Raw genomic sequence first — 25537 nt, forward strand, 5'->3', positions numbered from 1 at the left:
TAATTTACAATAATTTTATATGTCCAATTACAAAGAACAAAGTTTTAAAGTATAATTTTGAGGTTTTAAATAAGTATTTTGTGAATTACTTTATAATAATTATTCAAAAGTAATATTTGAATAATTATTAAAGTTTTCAAAATCTAAAGGGAAAGTGTTATTTACAAATTCATATTCCCAAAGTTCTATATATCTAATACCTATGGTTTTTGCTTGATTAAAGATAGAAGTAAAATCATCATCTTCAAATCTTTCTATTTGATCAGATCTTCCAATTGCTTGCGCATATATATCACCTGGAAAAATAGTAAGGGCTTCCAGTAAGTTGGCTTGATATGTTGTTTTTCCAGAAATCCACCAAATTGCTGCTCCAACTCTATGGTTCAAATCATTATCATTCCATAAATCTGTCATTATTTGTTTTGGAATTGATGTGTTGTCCATAACATCATGAATTTCAACAGCAATCGCTTTATTTGAAAATGCATTAGCAAAAATTTTAGTAGTTTCTTTTACAGATTTCACCCAATTATCTGCTGTAAGTCCAACATTTGTAAGTTGGGCAGTAGGAACACCATTAAAGTGACCTTCAATTCCATTAGCTGTCATTTGAGGAACATAAACAAGTACTAAATCTTCATCGTCAGCAAAACTATCAGCAAGAGCTTGAGCTAAATAAGCCAACCTTTCATTAACTTTTGAGTCCCAAATTTTAGGAATTCTTTTTAAAGCCTCGTCTACTCGAGTAATTTCAAAATACTCAGCTCCATAATCATCAATCAACCAATTTGGACTATCTCCACCTGCTATTATTCCTAAACTCCATTTTATATTTCGTAATTTAATAGGAATCAAAAATTGTTCAATTTTAGAAAAATCATATTCCCCTTTACGTGGTTCTATATCGCTCCACGTAACGCGTATAAGCGAACCATTTACTTGCTTGTTGTCCAATGCAGTTTCATTACCAAATGAACTAGTAAATAAGCCTTTTGGTTTATAAATATCATCGTTATTAGATGTTGTATCATTATTGGAAGAACAAGAAAAAAAAGTAATAATAAGTATAGTACATAATAATTTATTCATAAAATAACTATTTAAACAATTTAGGTTATGACATGAATTAAACTAAAAGGTTTAATATGGTAGAACTTTAAAGTGTTGTTTTTGTTTGAAGAAGATTATTATCAAGTTACGCACTAACGTCTTATTATTTTGTCGTTTTGGAACATAATGTTTAAAATTTCATAGCATCTATTCAGGATGGTTCATTTTTTATTATGAATGTTAGCAACCAGTTTTTTTACTTTTTAATAAATTTTAATGCGTTTCCATTTTCAAATTTTATAACGTAAATTCCTTTGGATAATTTACTTATATCAAGTTTTTGATTATTGGAGATAGGCCCTTTTTTTATCTCTGCACCTATAATATTATATATTTTATAGTCTTCTTTTTTAGTTAAGTTAGAAATTTTAATAAAATCTGATGAAGGGTTGGGAGATAATAATATTGAGTTTTTTTTGACGTTGTATATTTCAGTATTTAATGTAGAAACGGAAAAATATATATTGTCTAAACCCAATCTCCAAGTTGGTGCGCCAGAGCAAGTTATAACCAATGAGCGTAACAAAGAAGCTGATGCCTTAGCTAAAATTGAGACACTAAAAGCTAGTTTGGCTAGTTTGGGGTAGTTTTTAAAAGTGTCTTGTCCTGAAATATGGCTACAGGTTAAAATTGTTTTTAAGCTGATAATTTATATACCATATTCGGTGTTTTATAGTCTAAAGATAAATGTAATCTTATTTGGTTGTATAAATTAATTGCATTTTTTGTAGCTCTTTTCGCGTGATCCACGTTATCAAAGGTTTGGTCGAGGTAAAATTCATCTTTTAATATGCCGTTCACACGCTCTGCCATGGCATTTTCGTAACAATGGTTTTCTTCCGTCATACTAATATCTATCTTATTTCTTTTAAGAACTTGTGTGTATACATTACTGCAATACTGTATGCCTCTGTCTGAATGATGTATTAAATCTTTAGTGCTCTTTGTTTGGTACAGAGCTTTGTTTAGAGCTCTAACACATCCTTTTAGTTCCAGGCTATCACTTAGATCATAACCGACAATTTTCCTAGAATACATATCTGTTATTAGTGCTAAGTAACAAAATCCTTTAATGGTTCTTATGTAGGTAATATCGCTTACCCACACCTGATTTGGCCTTGTAATTTTTCTATCTTTTATCAGGTTATTGTATTTATAAAAGCGATGATAAGAGTTTGTAGTTCTGGCACTGGTTTTCTTTCTTAGTGTGAGCATATTATACTTTCTAAGTACGCTAAATAAAGAGTCTCTGCCGACTTTAATATTGGCTTTGTAAAACTCATTGTCTAACGATTTAATGAGTTTTCTAACGCCTTCTCTAGGAAGGGATTTACGTTTTCTACTGACTATTTTTATAATTTGTTGTTCCTGTATTAACCGCTTATCAGCTCTAGATTTGTATTTATAATACGCATCACGTTTAAGACCAAAACAACGCGTTATAGTTGTTAAAGATGTAAATCCCTTAGATTTCTCTTTAGCTTTAATTAAGGCTTTATACTTAGCTTTTTTTTTAGTTCAGCTACAGATTTATAGCCTAAGTCTTCGGCAGCTACCTCAAGGTATGAATCTAAAACCAAAGTATCTAAATCCTTTTTAATCAGTAGTTTTTTAAGCTGTTCAATCTCTTTTTGAAGTGCTTTAATTCTAGATATTTCGTCTTTTGTTTCCACTTTTACTCTGGTGTTCATTAGATCTTTACGATTGTACTTTTTAATCCACTCATTGACCGTTGTAGGAGCAATGGAGTAGAGTTTACAAAGTTCGCTCTTTGTATGTTTACCGGTTGTAAGTTCGGCTAAAATTTTCAGTTTGAAAGGTTCTGAATACCGTCTGATTACTTTGTCATTTTTGTACATAATGTTTAAAATTATGTAGCCTATATTCAGGACGGGTCAGTATTAAGCACAACGTGTTTGTATATGGTTTGTTGCGTGTTTTAAGCACCTAATTTAGCAAATACAAACCGAATAGAAAATCCGCGAGGATTTTCTGAAGTAGGCGAGAACAAGCAATTACTTATAGCCATTGTTGTGTGCAGTTTTATTTACCCTAATCATTAATTCAATTCTTACATTATTTTTTTCAAAAGATTTAATAATTGAATAATTTTTATGTAATATTTCTAAATTATCATCAGTCAAATTGTAAACATTTGAATAAAAAACATACATTTCTTTACCTGAAAACCCTTCAAAAGAGCGCTTATCATTATTTAATTCAATATTGTCTATTGAAGTTGCATTCGGAAAAAAAGATGCTGTTTCATTAATTTTAATTTTATTTTCATCCATATAACTAATAGCTTTTTTCCGAAGATTCCAATATGGTAGATGGGCTAAAGAAGCATCCCATCCTTGAGCAAAGGAATCTGAATAAACTACAAAGTTACCTAATAATAAGACAGTTAGCATGATAGAAAAAATAGTCTTTTTAGCTTTATATTCTCTTACAAGCATAAAAGCTAGAAGGGATAAAGAAAGATAGGAAACTAAATAGTATCTATGCCCCATTGTATTCCTTATCATTAAACTAAATCCATAGATAAAAAAAGTTGAGAAAATAGAAATAATTAATAAATAACTATAATTCTTTAACTTTATGCTCTTTCTTTTTGTGTATAATGTAAAAATTATAAACAATAATAAAATAATTCTTCCAAAATCAGAAAACTGAAAACCTAATACAAGAACATTTCTCCCAAAGTTACTTAAAAAGTCATTGAAGGATGAAAATTCTGTCGCATTTCCCCAAATTTCTAATGGGTGAGAAATTAGCCATCCCTTTATTGATAATCTCCAAGTTATATAGATTAAAGCTGGAAGGGCTGAAATTAAATATGTTAAAATAACTTTCTTGGAAATAAAATTTATAAGCTTTTGTCTCTTGATTACTGTAAAAATTAATAAGTCAACTACAAATAATCCAGCACATAACATCATTCCTCTAAACATGACTATTCCTAAAAATGAGAGACCAATTATTTTTAAATAGGTATTGTTTTTTAATATAGAATTTAAAGTTAGAAAAAAGAAGAACGATTGAATTATTTCGGGATTTATTAATACAAACTGAGATAATAAAGTCGGGTCACAAAATACCAAAATGAAGGCAAGTATTTTATATCGCTTTTTTTTGATAAAAAAACTTATAAAATTGTATAGTTGGTATAAAAAGCCTAAAATAAAAGGGAACATCATCCAATGAGAAGTTTCTAACGATCGTCCAAATATTGTCCAACCTGTTGCCAATAATGTTCCAAGAAATGGCGGATGTCCATTGTCAATTGCTAAAGGAATAGTACTCCAATTTAATATACCGTTATTATATAAATAAGTGCCTATTTTTGAGCCGTTCAGTACATTATCCCAAAATAGTCCAATATGTTTACTAAATAAAACTATTGCAATACTGACCAATAAAAATATTCCTAATTGTTTTAAATTCATTTTCTTAAATTGCACACAACAACTTGAGTATGAAATTAATGTTTTATATCTTATGTTAAACGAAGTTCGACATTTTTTCTGACAAAGTCAAATTTTCAAAAACATAAAAATAGAGGAGAAGAGTTTGTTAATTAGTCTACTTTTGTAATATAAAATTCGTCTGTTATGCCACAAACCACAAACACTATTTTAATGATTCGTCCCGTTCATTTTAGAATGAATGAACAAACCGCCGTTAACAACTATTACCAAAAAGTTTTAGATAATTTGTTGCCGGAAGCGGTAAACAAAAAAGCACAACAAGAATTTGATGGGCTTGTTGAAAAACTTAAAACCGTTGGTGTAAACGCAATAGTGGTTAATGACACAAATGAATTTGATACGCCAGATGCTGTTTTTCCTAACAATTGGGTGTCTTTTCATGAAAATGGTAATGTGGGTCTGTACCCCATGTTTGCCGAAAATAGACGATTGGAACGTAATGAAGCTGTTTTAATAGCATTGGAAGATGCGGGTTTTGTCATCAAAAATATTATAGATTATACTGAAGCTGAACTTGAAGGTGTTTTTTTAGAGGGCACGGGTAGTGTAGTGCTAGATCGTGAAAACAGAAAAGCCTATTGTGCCTTGTCCCCTCGAGCAGACGAAGATTTATTTATTGAATTTTGCGAGGATTTTGAATTTACCCCAGTACTATTTAATGCCTACCAAACAGTTGAAGGCATAAGAAAACCCATTTATCACACCAATGTTATGATGTGTATTGGAGAGACTTTTGCGGTAGTTTGTTTAGATAGTATTGACGATAAAAAAGAACGCAAAAATGTCATCAACCATTTAAAAGAAAGCGGAAAGGAGATTATTGCTATTTCCGAAACACAAGTAAATCATTTTGCAGGTAATATGTTACAAGTAAATGGAGCAAATAATACATTGTATTTGGTAATGAGCCAAGCAGCATATAATGCTTTGTCTGAATCTCAAATTTCAGCATTAAAGAAACATACTGAAATTATAAGTAGCTCTTTAGATATTATTGAGGCTTGTGGAGGCGGAAGTGCCCGCTGTATGATGGCAGAAGTGTTTTTGCCTAAAAAAAATTAATGCTCGTCGTTTGGTTTAGATTTTGGCAGTTGTACATAAAAAGTACTACCAACATTTACGGTGCTTTCTACCCAAATTTTACCATGGTTTAAATCAACCAGTTCTTTACAGATGGATAAACCTAAACCTGTCCCTTTTTCGTTTTTAGTACCCATGGTAGTAAATGAACTGTTGCTTTTAAACAGTTTTTCAATATTGTTTTTTGAAATTCCGATGCCCGTATCTGCAATACTGATGATGCAACTGCCATTGCTTATATGATTTGAAATGGTAATGGTATCACCATTACTACAGAATTTAGCAGCATTAGCTAATAGATTTTGAATAACAATTTCTACCATACTTCTGTCTGCGTATGCAAAATCACGTAAAGAACGATTAACCAATTTTATGCCTTTGCTTTCTAAGCGTTGTTCTATAAGTTTGACTTTATCTTCAAAAACTTCTTGTACATCAAATAAACTAGGTTTTGGATCTAATGATTGCATTTGCGATTTAGACCAATTTAATAAGTTAAAGAGTAATAATGATGCATTATTAGCATTTTCACTTAGTTCAGGGACTAAATTGTCAAACTCTTCTCTGGTTAAAGAGCCGTCTCTTAATAAATCAATAAAACCATTAATAGAGGATAGTGAATCTTTTAAATCGTGAGAAACAATAGAAAATAACTTGTCTTTAACATTGTTAACGTTTTCTAAGTGTTTGGTTTGCTCTAAAAACGCTTTATTTTGTAATTCTATTTTAATATTTTTCTCTTCTAATTCTTGAGTATATTTTAGGGTACTGTTGCGTTTTAAATAAATGAGAATTAAAAAAGTAGAAACAATAGCCAACGCAGCTAATAAGGCATAAAATATTATTTTTAATCGGCTAAAACGTTCTTCGGTTTGAGCTTTATTTTCTTTTACCTGCTCAATAGCTTGTGCTTCAGTTTTTTCTTTATCAAAATCAGGATCTAATTCTAACGGAATCGGTTCAAGAGTGGTGGATGTAATATTGATTTGCGTTTTATTAAGGCTTTTTTGTAAGTTGTAATAATTTCGTTGCCACACAAATGCTCTGTCAAATTTACCTCTGGTAGAGTCTAAAGTTTTCATTAACTTATAGTGCTTTAGTAGCTCTTCTTTATTGTCAATGCTTTTGGCTATTTCGCCAGCCTCAATCAGTTGATTTTCGGCTATAACAAGTCTGCCTTGTTGAATGTTTAAGTTTCCAAGGTTGTTTAAAGCTATTAGCAAGCCTGCCTTGTTTTTTTGTTTAAAGTTAATATTGTAACCTTTTACTAAATATTTTGTAGCATTTTCATAATCATTAAACTGTAAATATTCACCTCCCAATTTGGGGTAAATAAAACCCGCTATAGAATCATTGGTGTTATCAAGGCCTTGGAGTGCTTTTTCATAATATTCAATGGCTTTTCTGTTTTCCTTTTTTAAAGAGTAAAGTTCTGCTAAATTTCTATGGGTTTTGTTGATGCTTTTAGAATCATTGAGTTGTTCTTGAACTTCAAGGGCTTTTAAATTAAAATCAATAGATTTATCATAAGCATTAATATTGTAGTATGCTTTTGCTAAACTAGTATAAGCGCTATTTAAATCGTATTTAAGGTGCCTTTTTTCTAATTCACCTATAGCAGACAATGAAAATTGTAACCCTTTTTTGTAGTTTCCTCTTTTAATTTCTATTAAACCAATGCTGTTATTAACTTTAGCAACACTAAGAGTATCTTTTAAATTGTAAAATAAGGACTTAGCTCTTTCGTAACCACTTATAGCATTTATATAATCATTTTTTTCAGCGTAAATTAATGCTTTGTAATAGGATATTTCAGCAATGCCTTTATGGTATTTTAAATCGGAGGAAAGTTTTTCGCTTTCAATTATATATTTAATAGCCTTATCATATTCCTTTATTTCATAAAGTTCCTTAATGAGTTCTAAAGAAGTGTCAATTTTAGAGCTATCTGTATTTTGGAAAGCTAATTCTATTGAAAGGCTATCTATCTCATTGGTTTGTGACCAACCAAAGAATGAAACAAAAAGCGTTAGTAAAATAATAATTTTCCTCATGTAATATTCAGATTACTTATAAGTAATTCATCAATTATGTTAGACGCTTAGTTGAGGGAGGTAAGCAGAATCTTTGTAATTGTAAATATTTTAAATATTCTTGTTTTTTTTAATTTTGATAATAGCTTTACAAAAAACAAAAGTTGCTAAAAGCATATTAAAAATCTAATTTCTGCGTTTTAATGCCAATAAATTAGTTGAAAGGAATTGAAATATTTTTAAAAAAATCGACGAATAGATTAACGGCAAAAATCATAGAAAAACAGCACTTTTTTAATTAAAAATTTTTTCTTTTTTATGTTAATTTTTTTAGAATCTATTGCAAAAGTGATATTAATGGTTAAAAAAAGAAAATGCTTATTAGTATAGAATAACAATAGATACTTTTATGTGTATCAATAATAAAAATTTTATCTTTGCTCACTTAAAAAATTACCATTAATGAGCCTTCAAGAAACGTTATCAAATCAAGTAAAACAAGCTGTCAGCAAATCTTTTAATGTTGTTTTAGAAATCGTAGAGTTTCAAGCAACACGTAAAGAATTTGTAGGAGATATTACCGTTGTTATTTTTCCTATGTTACGTCTCATCAAAGGGAATCCCGTGCAAATTGGAGAAGTGGTTGGAAATTATTTGTTAGAAAATACGGAGATTGTTAAAGGTTTTAATGTTGTTAAGGGCTTTTTGAATGTTGAAATTTCGGATGCTTATTATGTTGAGATTTTTAATGAAATTTTGAGTGATGATGTTTTCGGTATTATAAAACCACATGTAAGTGAAAAAGCAATTATGGTGGAGTATTCTTCACCTAATACTAATAAACCTTTGCATTTAGGGCATGTTAGAAACAACCTATTAGGGTATAGTGTTGCTGAAATTTTAAAAGCATCGGGTAAAAAGGTTTATAAAACACAGATTATTAATGATAGAGGGATACATATATGTAAAAGTATGTTAGCTTGGAAACGTTTTGGAAATGGTGAAACACCAGAAAGCACTGGTCTAAAAGGAGATAAGCTTGTAGGGAACTATTATGTTAGGTTCGATCAAGAATATAAAAAAGAAATTGAAAATTTAGTTCAAAACGGTATAGCTACCGAAGAAGCAAAAAAAACAGCACCTATATTGTTGGAAGCACAAAACATGCTATTAAATTGGGAAGCTGGTGATGAAGATGTTGTAGCACTGTGGAAAAAAATGAATGCGTGGGTGTATGAGGGTTTTGATGAAACCTATAAAAATATGGGGGTCGATTTTGATTCTCTTTATTATGAAAGTAACACCTATTTGTTAGGCAAAGAATTTGTTAACGAAGGACTAAAAAAGGGTGTTTTCATTAAAGAAGATGATGGTTCCGTTTGGTGTGATTTAACCGAAGACGGTTTAGATAAAAAAATTGTGCAACGGTCAGATGGCACAGCGGTTTATATAACTCAAGATATTGGAACTGCCATTCAGCGTATTAAAGACTTTCCAGATGTAGGCGGAATGGTTTATACGGTTGGAAATGAACAAGATTATCATTTTCAAGTGTTATTTTTAATATTGAAAAAATTAGGATTTGACTGGGCAGAAAATTTATATCATTTAAGTTATGGTATGGTAGATTTACCTAGTGGTAAAATGAAGAGTAGAGAAGGTACTGTAGTTGATGCTGATGATTTAATAACTGAAATGGCTAACACAGCCGAAGGAATCTCAGAAGAGTTAGGAAAATTAGATGGTTATACTGAATCTGAGAAAAAAGAACTTTATAAAGTCATTGGACTTGGGGCTTTAAAGTATCATATACTAAAAGTAGACCCCAAAAAGCGAATTTTATTTGATCCTAAAGAATCTATTGATTTTCAAGGAAATACTGGGCCATTTATTCAATATACTTATGCCAGAATACAATCTATAGTACGAAAAGCTAATTTTGATTATACTACATCCATAACTATAGAAGTAAAAAAGTTGCATCCTAAAGAAAAAGAGCTTATTAAGCAACTTCAACTATTTCCAGAAGTTGTTCAAAATGCGGCATCACAACATAGCCCAGCATTAATTGCTAATTATACATATGATTTAGTTAAAGAATTTAATTCTTTTTATCAGAATGTATCTATTTTAGGTGCAGACGAATTACATGACAAAATATTCAGAGTACAACTATCAAAAAAAGTAGCTTCCACCGTTAAATTAGCATTTAACTTGCTTGGAATTCAAGTGCCAGAGCGTATGTAATGTTAATTTATTGATCTTACAAAGTAAATAGTTAAATTTTCGATTAAAGGCCGTTTTATAAGTTTTTGTTCGAATTTGCTATTTTGAAATTTGGATGTTTTACTAAAATAAACTTACCTTAGTGTGGTTCGAATAACCACTGTTATTGCTATTATTTAAAAGTGTTGTTTATAATTTTATTAAGTCTCTCAACTTAAAAGATTTACATGAAAAGTTATAAACTGTCCTTTGGGACAATAATAATTATTAAAGAAAATTTAGCAGAAGTTATCGTTAACGAAGGTGTGGTGATGGATGAAATTATGGTAGATGAATATCATGATTTTTTATTGAGTGCTTTAAAAAAGCCATTTTCTTTATTGATAAATAAAAAATACTCCTATACTTATACTTTTTATGCCCAAAAAACAATTGGTAATTTAAAAGAAATAAATGCAATGGCAGTTATGGTAGGTACCAATGGCGGATTAATGTCTACTGAAACGTTAATCAATCTCAATCATAGCAACAATTGGAATATAAAGTTATTTATAGAAAGAGAAGATGCTCTTAACTGGCTTGAAAATTTGGAAACGTTAAGCTTCAAATAGTATTTATGTGTTAATTCATTTTTAAATAATTGTAGTTAACTGTTGTGTATCTTTATATTAACAGTAAATTTGCACCTTCAAAAAATTAACCATGACTGAATTTGTAAGGAAGATAACGCCAAATATTAAAGATGATACATTGGCAGGTATAACGGTATCATTAGCTATGATTCCCGAGGTAGTTGCTTTTGCATTTGTAGCTCAAATAGATCCTTTAGTTGCACTTTCAGGAGCATTTATTATTGGTTTAATTACAGCTGCATTTGGAGGCAGACCTGGTTTAATATCTGGTGCAGCAGGTGCGGTAGCTGTTATTTTTGTACATTTAATATCCGAAGGTCATGCAAAAGGAATGTCTTTTGATACGCCCGTTGAGAATATGGGATATTTCTATTTATTGGCAGCCGTTATATTAATGGGGCTGTTTCAAATAGGGGCTGGCGTTTTCAAATTAGGGAAATTTGTACGTTTAATACCGCATTCTGTAATGTTGGGGTTTGTAAATGGCTTAGCTATTGTAATTTTTATGGCTCAAGTACGTATGTTTTCTCATAAAGAATTAAAAGTTAGTGCCGAAGGTGTTAAGGAGTATGTTAATATACCCATGTATGGCATGGAACTGTATACAATGATTGCTTTGGTAATATTAACTATGGGTGTTATTTGGTTGCTACCAAAAATCACAACAAAAATTCCAGCGGCTTTAACGGCAATACTTATAACTACTGCTGTAGTTATTTTTGGAGGATTGGATGTGAGTACGGTAGGGTCCTATATTATAGAAGGTGGCGGAACCGGACTTAAAGGTGAGTTTCCAACTCCTAATTTAGAATTATGGCAAAATTTGCCTATTAATTTGGATACGTTAAAATTTATTTTACCATATGCGTTTTTAGCTGCGTCGGTTGGTTTAATAGAGTCATTAATGACTATGAATTTAGTTGACGAATTAACAGAAACACGAGGCAATGGTAACCGAGAGTGTGTTGCTCAAGGAGCTGGAAATATGATAAGTGGCCTGTTTGGTGGTACTGGTGGTTGTGGTATGATTGGACAAACAGTAATTAATATTAATGCTGGTGGTCGTGGTAGATTATCAGGTATTATGATGGCAATAACGTTATTAACTTTTATTTTATTTACCGATAAATATATAGAACAAGTGCCTATTGCGGCATTGATTGGTGTTATGTTTATGATGGTGATAGAAACTTTTGCATGGTCTAGTTTTAGAATAATGAGAAAAATACCAAGGTCTGATGCTTTTGTTTTGGTAGTTGTATCAGCGGTAACGGTTATTTATGATTTGGCAATAGCAGTATTTATTGGTGTTATAATTTCTGCATTGGTATTTGCTTGGGAAAACGCCAAGCGTATTAGAGCCCGTAAGCGTATGCGTGAAGATGGGACTAAAGTTTATGAAATTTGGGGACCATTATTTTTTGGTTCTATTTTAGCATTTAATGATAAGTTTGATGTGAAAAACGATCCTCAAAATGTAGAAATTGACTTTGTGGAATCACGAATTAGTGACCATTCTGCTTTAGAAGCTATTTTTAATTTAGTACATAAATACGAAGCAGAAGGAAAAACAATAAAATTAAAGCATTTAAGTGAAGATTGTAAAGAACTTCTTTATAAATCAAGTCCTAAGTTTAGGGAAGTTATTATAGATGATATAGACGACCCGCGTTATCATTTGGCAGAAAATCCAGAAGCATTTACTAAAGGATTGTCTGAGTACAAATTTTAACCTTTTCTATTCGTTTTAGCGTTTTTAATATTTTGGTAAAAAAAGTTGTAAATTTCTATTTTACACGTACATTATTAGGAACTAATTTGGTATAATCACCATTATTTCTAATAACATCTCTTACAATACTGGAAGCAATATAAGAGGTTTGTGCTGAGGTTAATAGAAATATAGTCTCAATAGGAGCTAAATCTCTATTGGTATGAGCAATGGCTTTTTCAAATTCAAAATCAGCAGGATTTCTTAAGCCTCGCAATATAAATTCCACATTAATTTCTTTACAATAATCTACTGTCAAACCTTTATAAGTAGTTACTTTTATTTTGGGTTCATCAGCAAATGTATCTTGGATAAATTTTACGCGTTCCTCTAAAGAAAACATATAATTTTTATCGGCATTGATACCAATAGCGACAATAATTTCATCAAATAATGTAACGCCGCGTTTTATAATATCGTAATGTCCTAAAGTGATAGGGTCAAAAGACCCTGGAAAGATTGCTCGTTTCATTAATCGTTTTAATTTAAGTTAGCTTTTTTCTTTAAATATTAGGAGAAAATGACAAACTTTACCAAATATAATATTTATTTGCTGAGTATTAATTAGTGTTCGTTTTTCAAAGCCTCTTCTATAGCATTTTCAAATAAGTCAGACATTGATATACCCGCTGCCGCTGCTTGTTGAGGTAATATACTTGCTTTGGTTAAACCAGGAATGGTATTTACCTCTAATAAATGAGGTTCGTCATTTTTAAAAATAAATTCACTTCTAGAGAAACCAGTCATTTTAAGAGCTTTGTATACTTTTTTAGCAATTATATTAACTTTATTTTCTTGATCTTTACTTAATCTGGCAGGAGTGATTTCTTTTGATTTTCCTAAGTATTTAGCTTCATAATCAAAAAAATCATTTTCACTTACAATTTCAGTTATTGGCAACACTTTTATTTCTCCTTTAAAAGTAATCACACCTACAGATACTTCTATACCGTCTAAAAATGACTCAATAATAATTTCGTCATCTTCTTTAAAAGCCACATCAATAGCGTTTTGTAAATCTTCTTTTTTGTGTACTTTAGTTATGCCAAAACTGCTTCCTGCTTTATTAGCTTTTACAAAACAGGGGAGTCCAACTTTCTTAATAATGGCAGTTTCATCAATGGTGTCACCTAAATTGAGGTAATAGGAGTCTGCTGTTTTAATGCCATAAGGTTTTAAAACGCTCAAACAATCTCGTTTGTTAAACGTAACAGAGGCTTGGTGCATACCACAACTGGTGTGAGGTATGTTTAGCAACGCAAAATAGCCTTGCATAAACCCATCTTCACCTGGAGAACCATGGATAGCATTAAAAACACAATCAAAAGTAATTTTTGATTGGTTTACTGTAACCGAAAAATCGTTTTTATCAATAGGAAATTCACTGTCATTCGTATCAACATACACCCATTTATCTTTAAAAATATGAACGCGATAGGGATTGTATTTTGAAGCAATTAAAGTTTCGAAAACTACATTTCCGCTAGTTAAGGATATTTGGTACTCACTAGAATACCCACCCATGATGATGGCAATATTTTTTTTCATTTATATTTTTGTCATTACTTTGCCTCTTCTAAATTTGTTTTAGTAAAGAAAAGGAGCTTATTTAATCTATGTTTTTCTTTTATAAAATCAACAATTATCAAGACGTATATTCATAATAAATGTTCAATTTCAGTCTAAATCTAACAATAAAACGTATCTATTATTAGTTAAGCTAAAATATCATATATATTGCGAAAGAAAAAACAGTTCTGTTTTTATATATTTGCCTTATCGAAAATTCTATAAATGGGTATCATAAAATTTCTTTTTAGTAAAGCATTTTTAAAACAAATAATATTAGCTGTAGTGGCAGTGGTAGTTATTTGCTTTTTGCTTTTAAAATGGTTAAATATATCAACTAATCATGATAAATTTGAAACGGTTCCTGATTTAAAAGGAAAATCCATGAGTGTGGCAGAAATTGAATTAAAAGAAAACAGATTGGTGCTTCAAATTCAAGATTCGGCTAATTTTAACCCTGATTATCCTAGATTCTCTGTTATAGAGCAAGACCCTTTACCTGGTGTAAAAGTAAAAGAAAACCGTAAAATTTACGTGACTTTGAATCCGTCAGGATATAGGAAAATATTAGTTCCAGATTTAAAAGAAAAAACATTACGTCAAGCAAAACCAACTTTGGAAGCTTTAGGGTTTGTTGTTGGAAAATTAACTTATGTTGATAATATAGGTAAAAATATGGTATTGAAAATGATGCATGAAGGAGAAACACTAAGCGAAGGAGATATGTTGCCAAAAACTTCCAAAATAGATTTGGAACTGGGTAATGGTAACAGACCTAATTAAATTATGAGCAACTATACCCCCCAATTACCTGACGAGGATGATGAAAGTGATTTGTATGAACATTATGCTTTTCAAGTAGATAAAGGTCAAGCGCCTTTGCGTATTGATAAATACTTAATGAATCGCATAGAAAATGCTACCCGTAATAAAATTCAGGCAGGAGCAAAAAATGGGAGTATTTTTGTGAATGATATTCCTGTAAAGTCCAATTATAAAGTTAAGCCTTTTGATGCTATTCGGGTTCTATTTGCGCATCCTCCATTTGAAAATTTATTGGTAGGAGAAGACATCCCTATTGATGTGGTTTATGAAGATGATACCTTGTTGGTTGTTAATAAATCAGCAGGTATGGTTGTGCATCCTGGGCATGGTAATTATTCAGGGACTTTAATTAATGCTCTCATTTATAGATTTGATAATTTACCAAACAATTCTAGTGAACGTCCAGGGTTAGTTCACCGTATAGATAAGGATACTAGCGGGCTTTTAGTGGTGGCAAAAACTGAACAGGCTATGGCGCATTTATCTTTGCAATTTGCCGAAAAAACTAGTGAACGTGAATATGTGGCACTGGTTTGGGGAAATGTGGCTGAAGATGAGGGTACTGTTGAAGGTAATATTGGTCGTCATCCCAAAAACCGATTGCAAAATACCGTGTTTCTTGATGACGAAGCAGAAAAAGGAAAGCCAGCGATTACTCATTATAAGGTTCTTGAGCGTTTAGGGTATGTTACATTAATTTCTTGCAAACTAGAAACTGGGCGCACCCATCAAATACGTGTACACATGAAGCATATTGGGCATACGTTGTTCAATGATGAGCGATATGGTGGTGAAAAAATACTAAAAGGAACAACGTTTACTAAATACAAGCAGTTTGTAGATAATTGTTTTAAAGTATTACCAAGGCAAGCATTACATGCTAAAACCTTAGGCTTTGTTCATCCTAAAACTAATGAGTTTATGCGTTTTGATACTGAAATTCCTGATGATATGCAATTGTGCATTGAAAAATGGAAAACCTATTCTAAGCATCAGGAGTTGGATTAGTATTACTCCTATGTAGTTAGCTTATATTTTTTATTGAAAATTTTGTTTTTTGTATTACGTTGTCAGGACAGGTTTCTCCAGAATCACTTTATCTTGAGACAGGAGCTACAACACAAAAAAGAGGATTATAGTTACTTTAATCCTTAAAGTGATGCTATTTATTAAATATTTATTTACTCCAATTAATTAAAAAATGCTTTAATGTATCTGTTTTTGATAGGTAAAACGTGTACCATGAAAGCACCCAGATAACCAATGCTATAAGGAAAAATATTCCAGTTTTTATATCAATAAAGAAGAAAATAAAACCCAATATTAATCCACTAATTAGGTTAAATATAGCAGCATTTTTAATAGTCATATTTATGATGCCTGTTAAGAAATTCCAACCGATTACTTTGTTGGTAATTTTAACCTTTTCAGGATTAGAGAAATCAATAGATATTTTTTGAGAGAAGTCCATTTCAATAATTAACTGATTGTTATTTCGTTGGTAATTGTAATCGAATTTTTTTAAAAAATCTTCAGTGCTATCAATTTCCATATTTTAAGTTTTAAATAAAAAAATAAAAAGTAAACTTATTGTTTTTTAACTAAAAAAAGATTTCGAATATGTTAAGCTATTGTAATGATTCAAGAACGCACCAATTTTTTTATCATGCCGTTGAATATAAGCCCATGAAAAGGTAATACTGCATACCAATATAGCCTACCCGCAACTCCAAGGGGTCTAAAGGTTGCGGTTTGGATAAGCTTGTTGTCTGTTATTTTAAATTCTAACCAAGCTTCTCCTGGTAGTTTCATTTCAGCAAATAAAAGCAAGCGACCTTCTTGCTTATTGGCATACAATACGCGCCAAAAATCAATGGTGTCACCAACATGGATATCGGTAGGGCTTGTGCGCCCTCGTCGTAATCCAACCCCTCCAGCAAGTTTGTCAACAAAACCTCTTAATCCCCATAACCAATTGCCGTAATACCATCCGTTATCACCGCCAATACTCCAAATGTTGCTTATACAATATTCTCGGTTTTCAAAGATTTCAGACCTTTTATCTTTGAAACATCCAAAAGAAGGAACTTGAATAAAATCAGATATATTAAAACTTAAGCCACTACTAGAATAGGAGTCTTTCCAGCTGGAGAGAATTTCGTTATTTTCAATTTTTGTAAATGCCTTTTTTAAAGATTGTTGGTAACTTATGGGAGAAATTTTAAGAATGTTGTTAATCTGACTATTTCTACAAACTACTTCTACTTTCATACTGTTTACTAAAGAAGTTGCAAGTTTGTATGAGGTTGAGGTTACAAAATAAAGCCAGTATGAAGAAAGTTTTGGAGTCATAACAGGCACTACGTAAATTTTGCGTTTTAAATTCCGTGCTTTAGCAAAATTTAAAAGCATCTCTTTATAGGTTAAAATATCTGTTCCACCAATATCAAAATTTTTATTAAACGTTTCTGGGTGGAACAAAGATTTAGAAAGAAAAGCAAGAACATCTGAAACTCCAATAGGTTGACATTTTGTTTTAAGCCACTTAGGAGTAATCATTATAGGTAGCTTTTCAACCAAATCTCTTATAATTTCAAATGAAGCACTACCAGAACCTATAATAATTCCTGCTCGTAAAACGGTGAAATTATAACTCCCTTTACCAAGTTCTATTTCAACGTTTTTTCTGGAATTTAGATGTTTTGAAAGTTCAGATTTGTTAATAATACCACTTAAATAAATAACATGATGAACATGAGTGTTTTTAAGGGCATTTCTAAAGTTTATGGCTGAGGTTTCTTCTAAAGATTTATAGTCTTCAGATGAAGACATAGAATGCACTAAATAATAAGCGGCATCAATATCTTTTGGAATGTTTTTCAATGAAGCTATATCTAATAAGTCTAATTGGAGTATCGAAATTTTAGTTTTTAAAGACTCTGGCGGATTAAATCTTTTAGAATCTCTAACGCAACAAACAACTTCATGACCCGCTTCAATTAGAATAGGAAGTAATCGTTTACCAATGTATCCAGTGGAACCTGTTAGCAGTATTTTCATTAAGTGTTTTTTATAAATATAGCATATTAGTTGAATATTTGATTTACCCAAACTCTTGTAGCGGTTAACCAAGTTATGCTTTTTAAGTTAAAATTTATAGTATAAATTCAATTTATAATGGCATTGCAAATAATTGTTGACTATGATTTTAAAAGTAGATTACTAATTGTAACTTTGAAAAAGAAAAGAAAAATAGATTTTCGTTCCTGCGGAAATGACAAATAAATTATCTATGAAACTTGTATTATCGCCAGCTAAATCACTCGATTTTGAAAGTCAACTGCCAACCAACAGTAATACTGAAGCTATATTTTTAAAGCAATCAGAGCGTTTAAACAAATTACTCAAAAATAAATCTGCTAAAAGCTTATCTAAGCTTATGGGGATTTCTGATGCTTTGGGGCAATTAAATTATGAACGAAACCAATCTTGGAAATTGCCTTTTACCGAAGAAAATGCCAGACCAGCTATGTATGCTTTTAGTGGCGATGTATATCGTGGTTTGGATGCATACACCATCCCAACTGAAAAAATAGAAGTAGCTCAAAATACGGTGCGAATTCTTTCGGGACTATATGGTCTGCTAAAACCTTTGGATTTAATGCAGCCTTATCGTTTAGAAATGGGAACAAAATTCCCTGTTGGGACTAAAAAGAATCTCTATGAATTCTGGAAAAGAAGTATAACCAAAGCTTTAAATGAAGAACTTAAAGACGACGAACTATTTTTAAATCTTGCTAGCAATGAGTATTTCAAAGCCGTAGATACTAAAAGCTTAAAAGTACCTGTGATAACAGCTAGTTTTAAAGATTTTAAAAATGGCAATTACAAAGTAATTTCGTTTTTTGCTAAAGAAGCTCGTGGATTGATGGCGCGTTATATTATAGATAACAACGTTGAAACTATTACTGATTTAAAAGGATTTAACTCTGGGGGCTATGGCTTTAGTGAAGATTTGTCCACAAAAACCGATTTGGTGTTTATTAGATAAACGTGTATCTGAAGTGCATTCATGGTGATTGTAGGTTTGTTACATTCATACAGTAATACCACCAAACTTTAGGATATGCTGAATATAAACAGAAATTGAAATGTTTAGAATGTATGATTTTGAGTGCACTAAAACAGATATAAAAATACGTATAAGCAGTTTTATACTGTTATTAATTAAAAGTGATTTCTTTAAAATCATTTAGGTTGCACTTTAGCTCCAATGCCTATTTTATTTTCTACTGAACGCTTTTTTTTAATTCGAGGCCTGCGGGTACCAAAAGTCCCCCGGTGTATTTTTCCACGTTTTGTTTTTTTATCGCCTTTTCCCATAATTTTTAGTTTTTTGAGTGAATCAAAATATAAGAAATTTTTAAGTTTTTCTGTAGTATATTTAGACTTTTAAAATAAATTTAACGTATGATTTATTATTTAACTATTGCGCTTCAAGTGTATTGTATTTACCATGTAATTAAAAATAAAACACCGTATTATTGGATTTTTTTGATTCTTTTTTTACCAGCCATTGGTTGTGGTATTTATTTAATTACTCAGGTTTATAATAAACGAGATGCCGAGAAAATTCAAGACAATATTGTTTCTATAATTAATCCTACCAAAAAGATTAAGGATTTGGAAAAACGATTGGAATTTGCTGAAACTTTTCAAAATCGAATTGATTTGGCAGATGCTTATTTAGAAAATAAAGACTATCAAAATGCTATACCGCATTATAAAAAAGCTTTGGAAGATAAACTTCAAAAAAATGTTTTTGTAGTCAAGCAATTGATAGAAGCGCTTTATATGGAAGGGAACTTTGAAGAGGTACTTTTGTATGCTGAAAAAATAGCTTCGGAGTCGGAATTTAAAAAATCTAGAACACAGTTTTTATATGGAATGTCTTTAGATAAATTAGGACGTTTTGAAGAAGCAGAAAAAAATCTGCGAGAAATTGACAATCGTTATTCATTTTATGAAGAACGTCTGATTTTGGCTAAGTTTTTAATTAGACAAAATAAGAAAACGGATGCCAAAGAAATTATTGATGAAATATATGCCGAATCGCAATATATGACCAAAGAGAATAAAAAACTGAATAGACATACCATTGTAGAGGTTGAAAGGTTGGTGGCTGAGTTTAATACTTAAGTACAACACTAATAAAAAAATGAATGAAATTGCGGTGACACTACCACGTTTTTAATAGATGTTTATGGAAAAAAAGATATTATTTCTTTTTCCATAAGTATAAATTCTTAATCAAGAATACACTTGCGGTAGCCACCAATAAAAGCATAAATATTTCTGAAATATTAGAAGTTTCAAAAATGATGGCTTCTATGAAGTGATATACATTATACAAACCCGCAATTATGGCCCAAATGAATGCCGTTGATTTGAACCACTGTTTAGTAACTTCAAGCGTTAGTAATGCAAAAAGTAAGCATAAGCCCTCAAATAATATTCTGTATATATGATGTGCAATAGGAACGTCACCTGTGGCACCTTCAATAATGAGGGTTTCATTATAATAAATATTAAATAGTCCGTAAATGTGATGAACAAGCCATCCGATACCTAAAAATAGCCAAAGTATAATAATTTTTGTTCTCATTTCTATATGGTTTATATCAGTGTTCTGCGTTGTCTTTTTTGAATTTATTTCAGTTTCTTTTGCTAAATTATGGTAGTCAATAGGGTGTTTGGTAAAGGCACTTTTTGTTTTTATTTGAGGCTTGATTTTTAAATAAATCAATAGAGATAAAGTCGCAATTATTATCCAAAGTACATCAATGAATAAGATGTTATATTGTCCTTGAGTATAGGTTTTCCAAATCCAATTTTCAGAAATAATACCGTTTGCAATTGGTACTAAAAATCCAAATATAGCACCAAATAAAAGGCAAACTTTGTTGGTATAATAGTTGTCTCTTTTAAATCTAAAAAATAATATGGCAATTAGCCATGCGATGAAATAAAAGGTGTAAATAGCGGTTTGTTGATCATTATAGTAGGAATGTGATAATTTTACAAATATAAAAGCAAGCGCAGTAACCGGAAGCATGGATAAACAAATAGCCATATAAATATGGCCTATTTTTGCAGTATATAGGCGTTGTTTTAAAGTCTGACTTTTTTTGTTACGAGCCTCAATATAAATTAAAACTCCAGTAATAATTACAAAACAGGTTATTAATGACAATATAAAATAGACAACTTTCATAGGAATACCACCAAAATCAGCAAAGTGCAGTCTGCCAATTAGGCGTTGTAAATCTCCAGAATATTCAATTTCAGTGGGGCTTTTCTCAATGGTGAGGTCACCAGAATAAGCATCTAAAATAATACGGCTGGTACTTATAAATCGTTCACTGTCTTTCAATTCACCAGTTAAGACATATTTCATATTGATGCCTCCATAATTTCTAACATAAGCACGTGTTAAATGGTAGTTTTTCCATTGATTTGCAGTGGTTTGTGCAAAAGTATTAAAACTAGGGATTTCTTTTTCAGACTTAGCAACCCATTCATAAGTCTTACGCTCTGGGCGCACGTCTTCCATTAATTTGTCTTGGTCGCCACCATATAAAAAATTAGCAGGTATCAGCACTAATATACTTAAACAGAAATAAGCTCCAGTAACAGCAAACATAAATTGGAAGGGCAGTCCTATAACACCAAGTGCAGTATGAGCATCTGTCCAAACACGTTTTAAAGCAATTTTTGGATTAAAACTATAAAAGTTCGGAATGATTTTTTTCCAATGTATTATAATGCCAGTTACAATTGCGAATAAAAAAAACAAGGAAACAAAACCAGCTAAGTAAATACCAATATATGGAAATTGAGCAAGAAAATGTAAGCGGTATAAGAATTCGCCTAAGCTATAATGTTCTGCATAACTTTTTGTTTTTTTCGAATGGATATCCAGCGAAAAATACTCGTCTAATTTTGCCTCATCGGAAGCTAAGGAGTCTTTACTTGCTTCAAGAATTACGTAAATTTTATCGCTTTCCTCACCATAGTTAATTTGAAAATCACGACCAGTTAGTTTGTATTTGTCATCTAAGCTTTTAAATATACCATCATAATCAATAGCATTTCGTTCTGTATAACTAACCTGTTGTCCTTCTTGCCAAATTCCAATGTCTTCTTTAAATAATGAAAAAGCTCCAGCAAAAAAGATAATATATAAAGCCACACTAATAACAATGCCACTAACTGTATGCGTATTAAAAAAAACGTTGTAATTTCTATTGTTCATTATATAAAAGGATTGTTTGTATTTCCTATAACATATAGACCGTAAAGAAGAACTATGAAGAATAAGTAAAGTAGCCAAGCTTTCCAACCATTTTTAAATAAAAAAGGAACAATTAGCAAGGCACACCAAACGATAAATAAAGTGAAAATAGAGCTTATTAAGATGTTTTTTGAGTTTGGCAACCAGAGGGATAAACACATGTGTAGTAATGCAGAAATTAAATAACCACCAAATATACCTGCAGTTATTTTTGCAAATTGTTGCCATGGTGATTTATTTAAGTATTTAGTGTTTGCAGGCATATATCAGTAAAAAATTTCGACAACAAATAGAATGAAAAAAATGAAAATACAATGCTTGTAATTGATTTTTTGTAAAGGTGAAATGAGTATGACTAAACTTAAAATAAACATTATTGCTATCAACCAAAATACAATGCCAGAAGTTAATCCAAAGTTATTAATTATTAATAATAAGGCGATAATTAAAATAAGACTTCCAATAAATTTTGAATTTTTAGCGTGTTTCTGAATCCATTTCTCTATGAAATATTTATTAGACAATATTGCTTTCTGAGAGGTTTTATAAAATATTAAACATCCAATAAAAACTAATAAAATACTATTTGTTACCATTTTAACTTTTTAAACAAGCAACTCTAAACTAATGCTCGTTTAGAGTTGCTTAAAAATAAATAAACAAACTAACTAACTCAAAATATTAAAATTTATATTGCAAGGTCCCTAAAACCGCTAATGGAGCTTGTGCATTTACCGTACTCCAACCTTTATAATATGTTTCGTCTGTAAAGTTATTTACTTTAAGACCAATTCTGTATTTTTCGGCATTATAATAAACAGATGCATTATATATTGTATATGCAGGTAATGTAAATTGTCCCGCTACACCGTTATCTACTGTTAAGTGTGCGGAAGCACCATTAAAACCAGCAGCTAAGCCAAAGTTCTTTAAGAAAGTTTTACTTGAGAATTGATAATCGGCCCAAAAGTTATAAATATTTTCAGGACCAGCTGACTCGGGCCTTCTATCTTTAAGATTAACATAGTCAATACCCGTTAATTCACTATATGCATCCGTAATAGTACTATTATTATAAGAGTAAGAACCTCGTATATTTAAACCTTGAAAGGGGTTTGTGTTAATCTCAAATTCAAAACCTTTACTAACTACTTCGGCAATATCAATTGTGTAAGCAAATAAAACTGCTGCAGGGTCACTGTTAGTCGTTTTATCCGCAGTAATATTATAGTAACATACACTAGTATTTAGTTTGCCATTGAAAAAATTTACTTTTAAGCCACCTTCAAACTGTTTAGCTTCAGTGGGTTTAAAAGTGTCTACGGTACCATCTCCATTAACCACTGGATCATTGTTTACAAAACCAGTTTGGTAATTTGCGAAAACACTTAGTTTATTTAGTATAGGTTGATATAATATTCCTGCATTTGGTGATAAGGTTGTTTTGGTATAATCATCTAAAGGATCAGATTTATCTCCATCTTGATCAAAATAATCTAAACGTAAACCAACATTTATAGTTAATTTATTGGTTAGATTAATCACATCAGAAGCATATAAAGCAAATGTTTGAGAACTTGTTTTTAACTCTCTTGCTGTAACTTGATCAAATATAGCATCAAGTTCAGTGTTTGAAACAGTGTATTGAGCATTTGGAGCAAACGAGGTTGGTACTATATTTCCATTGGCGTAAAACTGAGCATCAAAATATGGAAAACTATTTAATTGCGCAGCAATTAAATCTCCTTGACCTGGGTCTAAGAAATTTAAGGTGTTAATGATACTTGGAAAATTAGAATGCTGTGTTAAAACAGGGTTTCCACTTTTATTTCTAGAAGTTTCTTCTCTGTAAACATAGTCTAATCCTAAAACAAGTCTATTTCTAACGTTTGCTATTTTAAAATCGCCCGTGAAATTTTGTTGTAAGTTTGCCTTAGTTGCATTGGCATCACGTTTATCATATAACCTGGTAAATACATCTTCATTAAGTAATCCAAAAGCTTCACCTAATACAGCATTAACATCATTTTGTAAGGGCGGATAAGGAATATCGGCAAGGGGTTGTAAAACGCCAAAGGCAGCAGAAGTTCCTTCGTATAAATATTGGTAATATCCTTTAGCTTCAGAATGTGTGCTAGCAAAGATGGTTTGTGAGTTCCATTGATCGGATAGCTTATAATCTGCAATAGCTCTTGTATTAAATATAGGACTAGATAATGTAACGTCATTAGACGTAAATGATTTATTGGGATCAACTCCTAAGTCGTTTACATTTCTTGAAACCATAGAGATACCTCTCCTTAAAAATAACATAGAAGGATTGGTTTGTTCAGTATTGGAATATTCAATACCAAAAGATAGATTTAAGCGATTATTAACATTGTATGATACTGAAGGTGCTATAAAAAATGTTTTTCTGAAACCAGCATCTTGAAAACTATCTTGTGTTAGATATGATGCATTGATTCTAAAAAAGATGTCATTATTATCACTTAAAGGTGTGTTTAAATCAATAGAAGTGCGATGTAGGTTGAAAGAACCTGCGGTATATGAAATACTACCTCCAAATCCTTTAAAAGGTTTTTTGGTCACGACATTTATTAAACCACCTAAAGAGGTGACTGTACTACCAAAAAGTGTAGCAGAAGGCCCTTTTATGACTTCTATACGTTCTATATAGGAAGGATCAATTGCACTGAATGTAAACCCAGGTACTCCATCAACTAAAGATGGTTGTGTAGAAAAACCTCGTGAGGAAAAAAAGGCAGTACCAGATCCTGGTGATCGTCCAGTAGATTCCCAAAGTTTACTAATTCCTGTAGCATTGGTCATTGCATCATCAAGATTTGTTGTAATTTGAGATTCTAACAATTCTGTGGTTACTGTTGAATAGACTTGAGAGTTTTCAATATCCTTCAATGGTAATTTTGATACATAAGCTGTTTTTTTGCGTGAAAATTTATTATGTCGTTCTGACTTAATGATAATTTCACTTAAAATTTCATTTCCTTCGTAAAGTGTTATTGTTCCTAATTTTATATCTTCATTGTTAGAAATGGAAAGAGGTATTTCTTTTGTTTTAAAACCTAAAAAAGAAATTGAAAGCGTATAATGTCCATTTTCAATATTAGAGATTTCAAAGTTTCCGTTTTCATTTGTTTGTGTTCCTTTTGTAGTGTTTTTTAAAGAAATATTTACACCAAAAAGGAGTGTTTGATTATTGTCTTTCACAGTGCCTGTTATGTTTCCATTTTGAGCAAAGGCTAAATTAGCTAACAGAAATAAAGTTATGGTTAGTAATAGGTTTTTCATTAATTTTTATTTAGACTTAATATTAATAGTGGAATTTTTAACAAAAGTAATAGCTAAGTTTAATCTATACAAGTTATTTTTAATAAATCTAAATAAGCTGTTGTGATAGCTTGATTTTATCAATATCTATTTGT

Annotated in this window: 22 protein-coding genes; 8 read left to right on the forward strand and 14 right to left on the reverse strand. The window is 30.9% G+C overall.

Going from position 1 to position 25537, the window contains the following annotated elements:
- Window positions 1-99: 99 nt before the first annotated feature.
- From APS56_RS14785 to APS56_RS14805, 5 genes are all read right to left on the reverse strand, one after another.
- On the reverse strand, window positions 100-1089 hold the full coding sequence (locus APS56_RS14785; RefSeq protein WP_054730039.1) for a beta-galactosidase: 990 nt from the start codon (window positions 1087-1089) through the stop codon (window positions 100-102).
- Window positions 1090-1306: 217 nt separating this feature from the next.
- On the reverse strand, window positions 1307-1636 hold the full coding sequence (locus APS56_RS17305) for a T9SS type A sorting domain-containing protein (protein ID WP_169786445.1): 330 nt from the start codon (window positions 1634-1636) through the stop codon (window positions 1307-1309).
- Window positions 1637-1746: 110 nt separating this feature from the next.
- Window positions 1747-2598 (reverse strand): IS3 family transposase, encoded by an 852-nt coding sequence (locus tag APS56_RS14795; protein ID WP_082379217.1) that lies wholly within the window; start codon window positions 2596-2598, stop codon window positions 1747-1749.
- On the reverse strand, window positions 2598-2969 hold the full coding sequence (locus APS56_RS14800; RefSeq protein WP_038529377.1) for a transposase: 372 nt from the start codon (window positions 2967-2969) through the stop codon (window positions 2598-2600). The genes APS56_RS14795 and APS56_RS14800 overlap by 1 nt, the downstream gene beginning before the upstream one ends.
- Window positions 2970-3125: 156 nt before the next feature.
- Window positions 3126-4559 carry a hypothetical protein gene (locus APS56_RS14805; RefSeq protein ID WP_054730043.1) on the reverse strand — a complete coding sequence of 478 codons (1434 nt, stop codon included), beginning with the start codon at window positions 4557-4559 and terminating at the stop codon, window positions 3126-3128.
- Window positions 4560-4724: 165 nt separating this feature from the next.
- On the opposite strand from APS56_RS14805, the gene ctlX reads away from it, so the two are divergent.
- On the forward strand, window positions 4725-5663 hold the full coding sequence (gene ctlX, locus APS56_RS14810) for a citrulline utilization hydrolase CtlX (protein WP_054730045.1): 939 nt from the start codon (window positions 4725-4727) through the stop codon (window positions 5661-5663).
- Here the strand turns inward: ctlX and APS56_RS14815 are convergent.
- On the reverse strand, window positions 5660-7735 hold the full coding sequence (locus APS56_RS14815) for a tetratricopeptide repeat-containing sensor histidine kinase (protein WP_054730047.1): 2076 nt from the start codon (window positions 7733-7735) through the stop codon (window positions 5660-5662). The genes ctlX and APS56_RS14815 overlap by 4 nt on opposite strands.
- Window positions 7736-8176: 441 nt before the next feature.
- Here APS56_RS14815 and argS point away from each other — a divergent pair, with 441 nt between their 5' ends.
- The 3 genes from argS to APS56_RS14830 all read left to right on the forward strand — a co-directional run bounded on the left by argS (window position 8177) and on the right by APS56_RS14830 (window position 12304).
- Window positions 8177-9961, forward strand: a complete 1785-nt coding sequence (gene argS / locus APS56_RS14820) for an arginine--tRNA ligase (protein WP_054730050.1) — start codon at window positions 8177-8179, stop codon at window positions 9959-9961.
- A 206-nt stretch (window positions 9962-10167) separates the two neighbouring features.
- Window positions 10168-10551 (forward strand): hypothetical protein, encoded by a 384-nt coding sequence (locus APS56_RS14825; RefSeq protein WP_054730060.1) that lies wholly within the window; start codon window positions 10168-10170, stop codon window positions 10549-10551.
- Window positions 10552-10642: 91 nt separating this feature from the next.
- Window positions 10643-12304, forward strand: coding sequence for a SulP family inorganic anion transporter (locus tag APS56_RS14830; RefSeq protein WP_054730071.1), 1662 nt, complete (start codon window positions 10643-10645; stop codon window positions 12302-12304).
- Between the two features lie 55 nt (window positions 12305-12359).
- Here the strand turns inward: APS56_RS14830 and coaD are convergent, their stop codons facing one another.
- Both coaD and APS56_RS14840 read right to left on the reverse strand, forming a co-directional pair.
- Complete coding sequence (gene coaD / locus APS56_RS14835) at window positions 12360-12815, reverse strand: pantetheine-phosphate adenylyltransferase (RefSeq protein ID WP_054730074.1); 456 nt, start codon at window positions 12813-12815, stop codon at window positions 12360-12362.
- Window positions 12816-12907: 92 nt separating this feature from the next.
- A complete protein-coding gene (locus APS56_RS14840; RefSeq protein ID WP_054730077.1) occupies window positions 12908-13891 on the reverse strand; it encodes a D-alanine--D-alanine ligase in 984 nt (327 codons plus the stop codon).
- A gap of 246 nt (window positions 13892-14137) precedes the next feature.
- On the opposite strand from APS56_RS14840, the gene APS56_RS14845 reads away from it, so the two are divergent.
- Window positions 14138-14695: a PASTA domain-containing protein gene (locus tag APS56_RS14845; protein ID WP_054730078.1), complete on the forward strand. Its 558-nt coding sequence runs from the start codon at window positions 14138-14140 to the stop codon at window positions 14693-14695.
- Window positions 14696-14698: 3 nt separating this feature from the next.
- The gene (locus APS56_RS14850; protein ID WP_054730082.1) at window positions 14699-15745 is read left to right on the forward strand and encodes an RluA family pseudouridine synthase; all 1047 of its coding nucleotides are present in this window, start codon (window positions 14699-14701) and stop codon (window positions 15743-15745) included.
- A gap of 169 nt (window positions 15746-15914) precedes the next feature.
- Here APS56_RS14850 and APS56_RS14855 read toward each other — a convergent pair whose 3' ends face one another.
- Together APS56_RS14855 and APS56_RS14860 are read right to left on the reverse strand one after the other, a co-directional pair.
- A complete protein-coding gene (locus tag APS56_RS14855) occupies window positions 15915-16289 on the reverse strand; it encodes a hypothetical protein (RefSeq protein WP_054730085.1) in 375 nt (124 codons plus the stop codon).
- 89 nt (window positions 16290-16378) lie between these two features.
- Window positions 16379-17797 carry an SDR family oxidoreductase gene (locus APS56_RS14860; protein ID WP_054730086.1) on the reverse strand — a complete coding sequence of 473 codons (1419 nt, stop codon included), beginning with the start codon at window positions 17795-17797 and terminating at the stop codon, window positions 16379-16381.
- Between the two features lie 232 nt (window positions 17798-18029).
- Between APS56_RS14860 and yaaA the strand changes: the two genes are divergently transcribed.
- Window positions 18030-18788 (forward strand): peroxide stress protein YaaA, encoded by a 759-nt coding sequence (yaaA, locus tag APS56_RS14865; protein WP_054730088.1) that lies wholly within the window; start codon window positions 18030-18032, stop codon window positions 18786-18788.
- Window positions 18789-18985: 197 nt separating this feature from the next.
- On the opposite strand, the gene APS56_RS16810 is transcribed toward yaaA, so the two are convergent.
- On the reverse strand, window positions 18986-19120 hold the full coding sequence (locus APS56_RS16810) for a 30S ribosomal protein THX (RefSeq protein ID WP_082379368.1): 135 nt from the start codon (window positions 19118-19120) through the stop codon (window positions 18986-18988).
- An 87-nt stretch (window positions 19121-19207) separates the two neighbouring features.
- Here APS56_RS16810 and APS56_RS14870 point away from each other — a divergent pair, with 87 nt between their 5' ends.
- Complete coding sequence (locus tag APS56_RS14870) at window positions 19208-19936, forward strand: hypothetical protein (protein ID WP_054730091.1); 729 nt, start codon at window positions 19208-19210, stop codon at window positions 19934-19936.
- 79 nt (window positions 19937-20015) lie between these two features.
- On the opposite strand, the gene APS56_RS14875 is transcribed toward APS56_RS14870, so the two are convergent.
- The 3 genes from APS56_RS14875 to APS56_RS14885 form a co-directional block, all read right to left on the reverse strand.
- Window positions 20016-22052 carry a PepSY-associated TM helix domain-containing protein gene (locus APS56_RS14875; RefSeq protein ID WP_054730094.1) on the reverse strand — a complete coding sequence of 679 codons (2037 nt, stop codon included), beginning with the start codon at window positions 22050-22052 and terminating at the stop codon, window positions 20016-20018.
- A complete protein-coding gene (locus APS56_RS14880; RefSeq protein WP_054730101.1) occupies window positions 22052-22354 on the reverse strand; it encodes a hypothetical protein in 303 nt (100 codons plus the stop codon). Before APS56_RS14880 ends, APS56_RS14875 begins: the two co-directional genes overlap by 1 nt.
- Window positions 22355-22772: 418 nt before the next feature.
- Complete coding sequence (locus APS56_RS14885) at window positions 22773-25403, reverse strand: TonB-dependent receptor (protein WP_054730107.1); 2631 nt, start codon at window positions 25401-25403, stop codon at window positions 22773-22775.
- Between the last annotated feature and the right edge of the window lie 134 nt (window positions 25404-25537).

This window comes from Pseudalgibacter alginicilyticus (assembly GCF_001310225.1).
GTDB lineage: Bacteria > Bacteroidota > Bacteroidia > Flavobacteriales > Flavobacteriaceae > Pseudalgibacter > Pseudalgibacter alginicilyticus.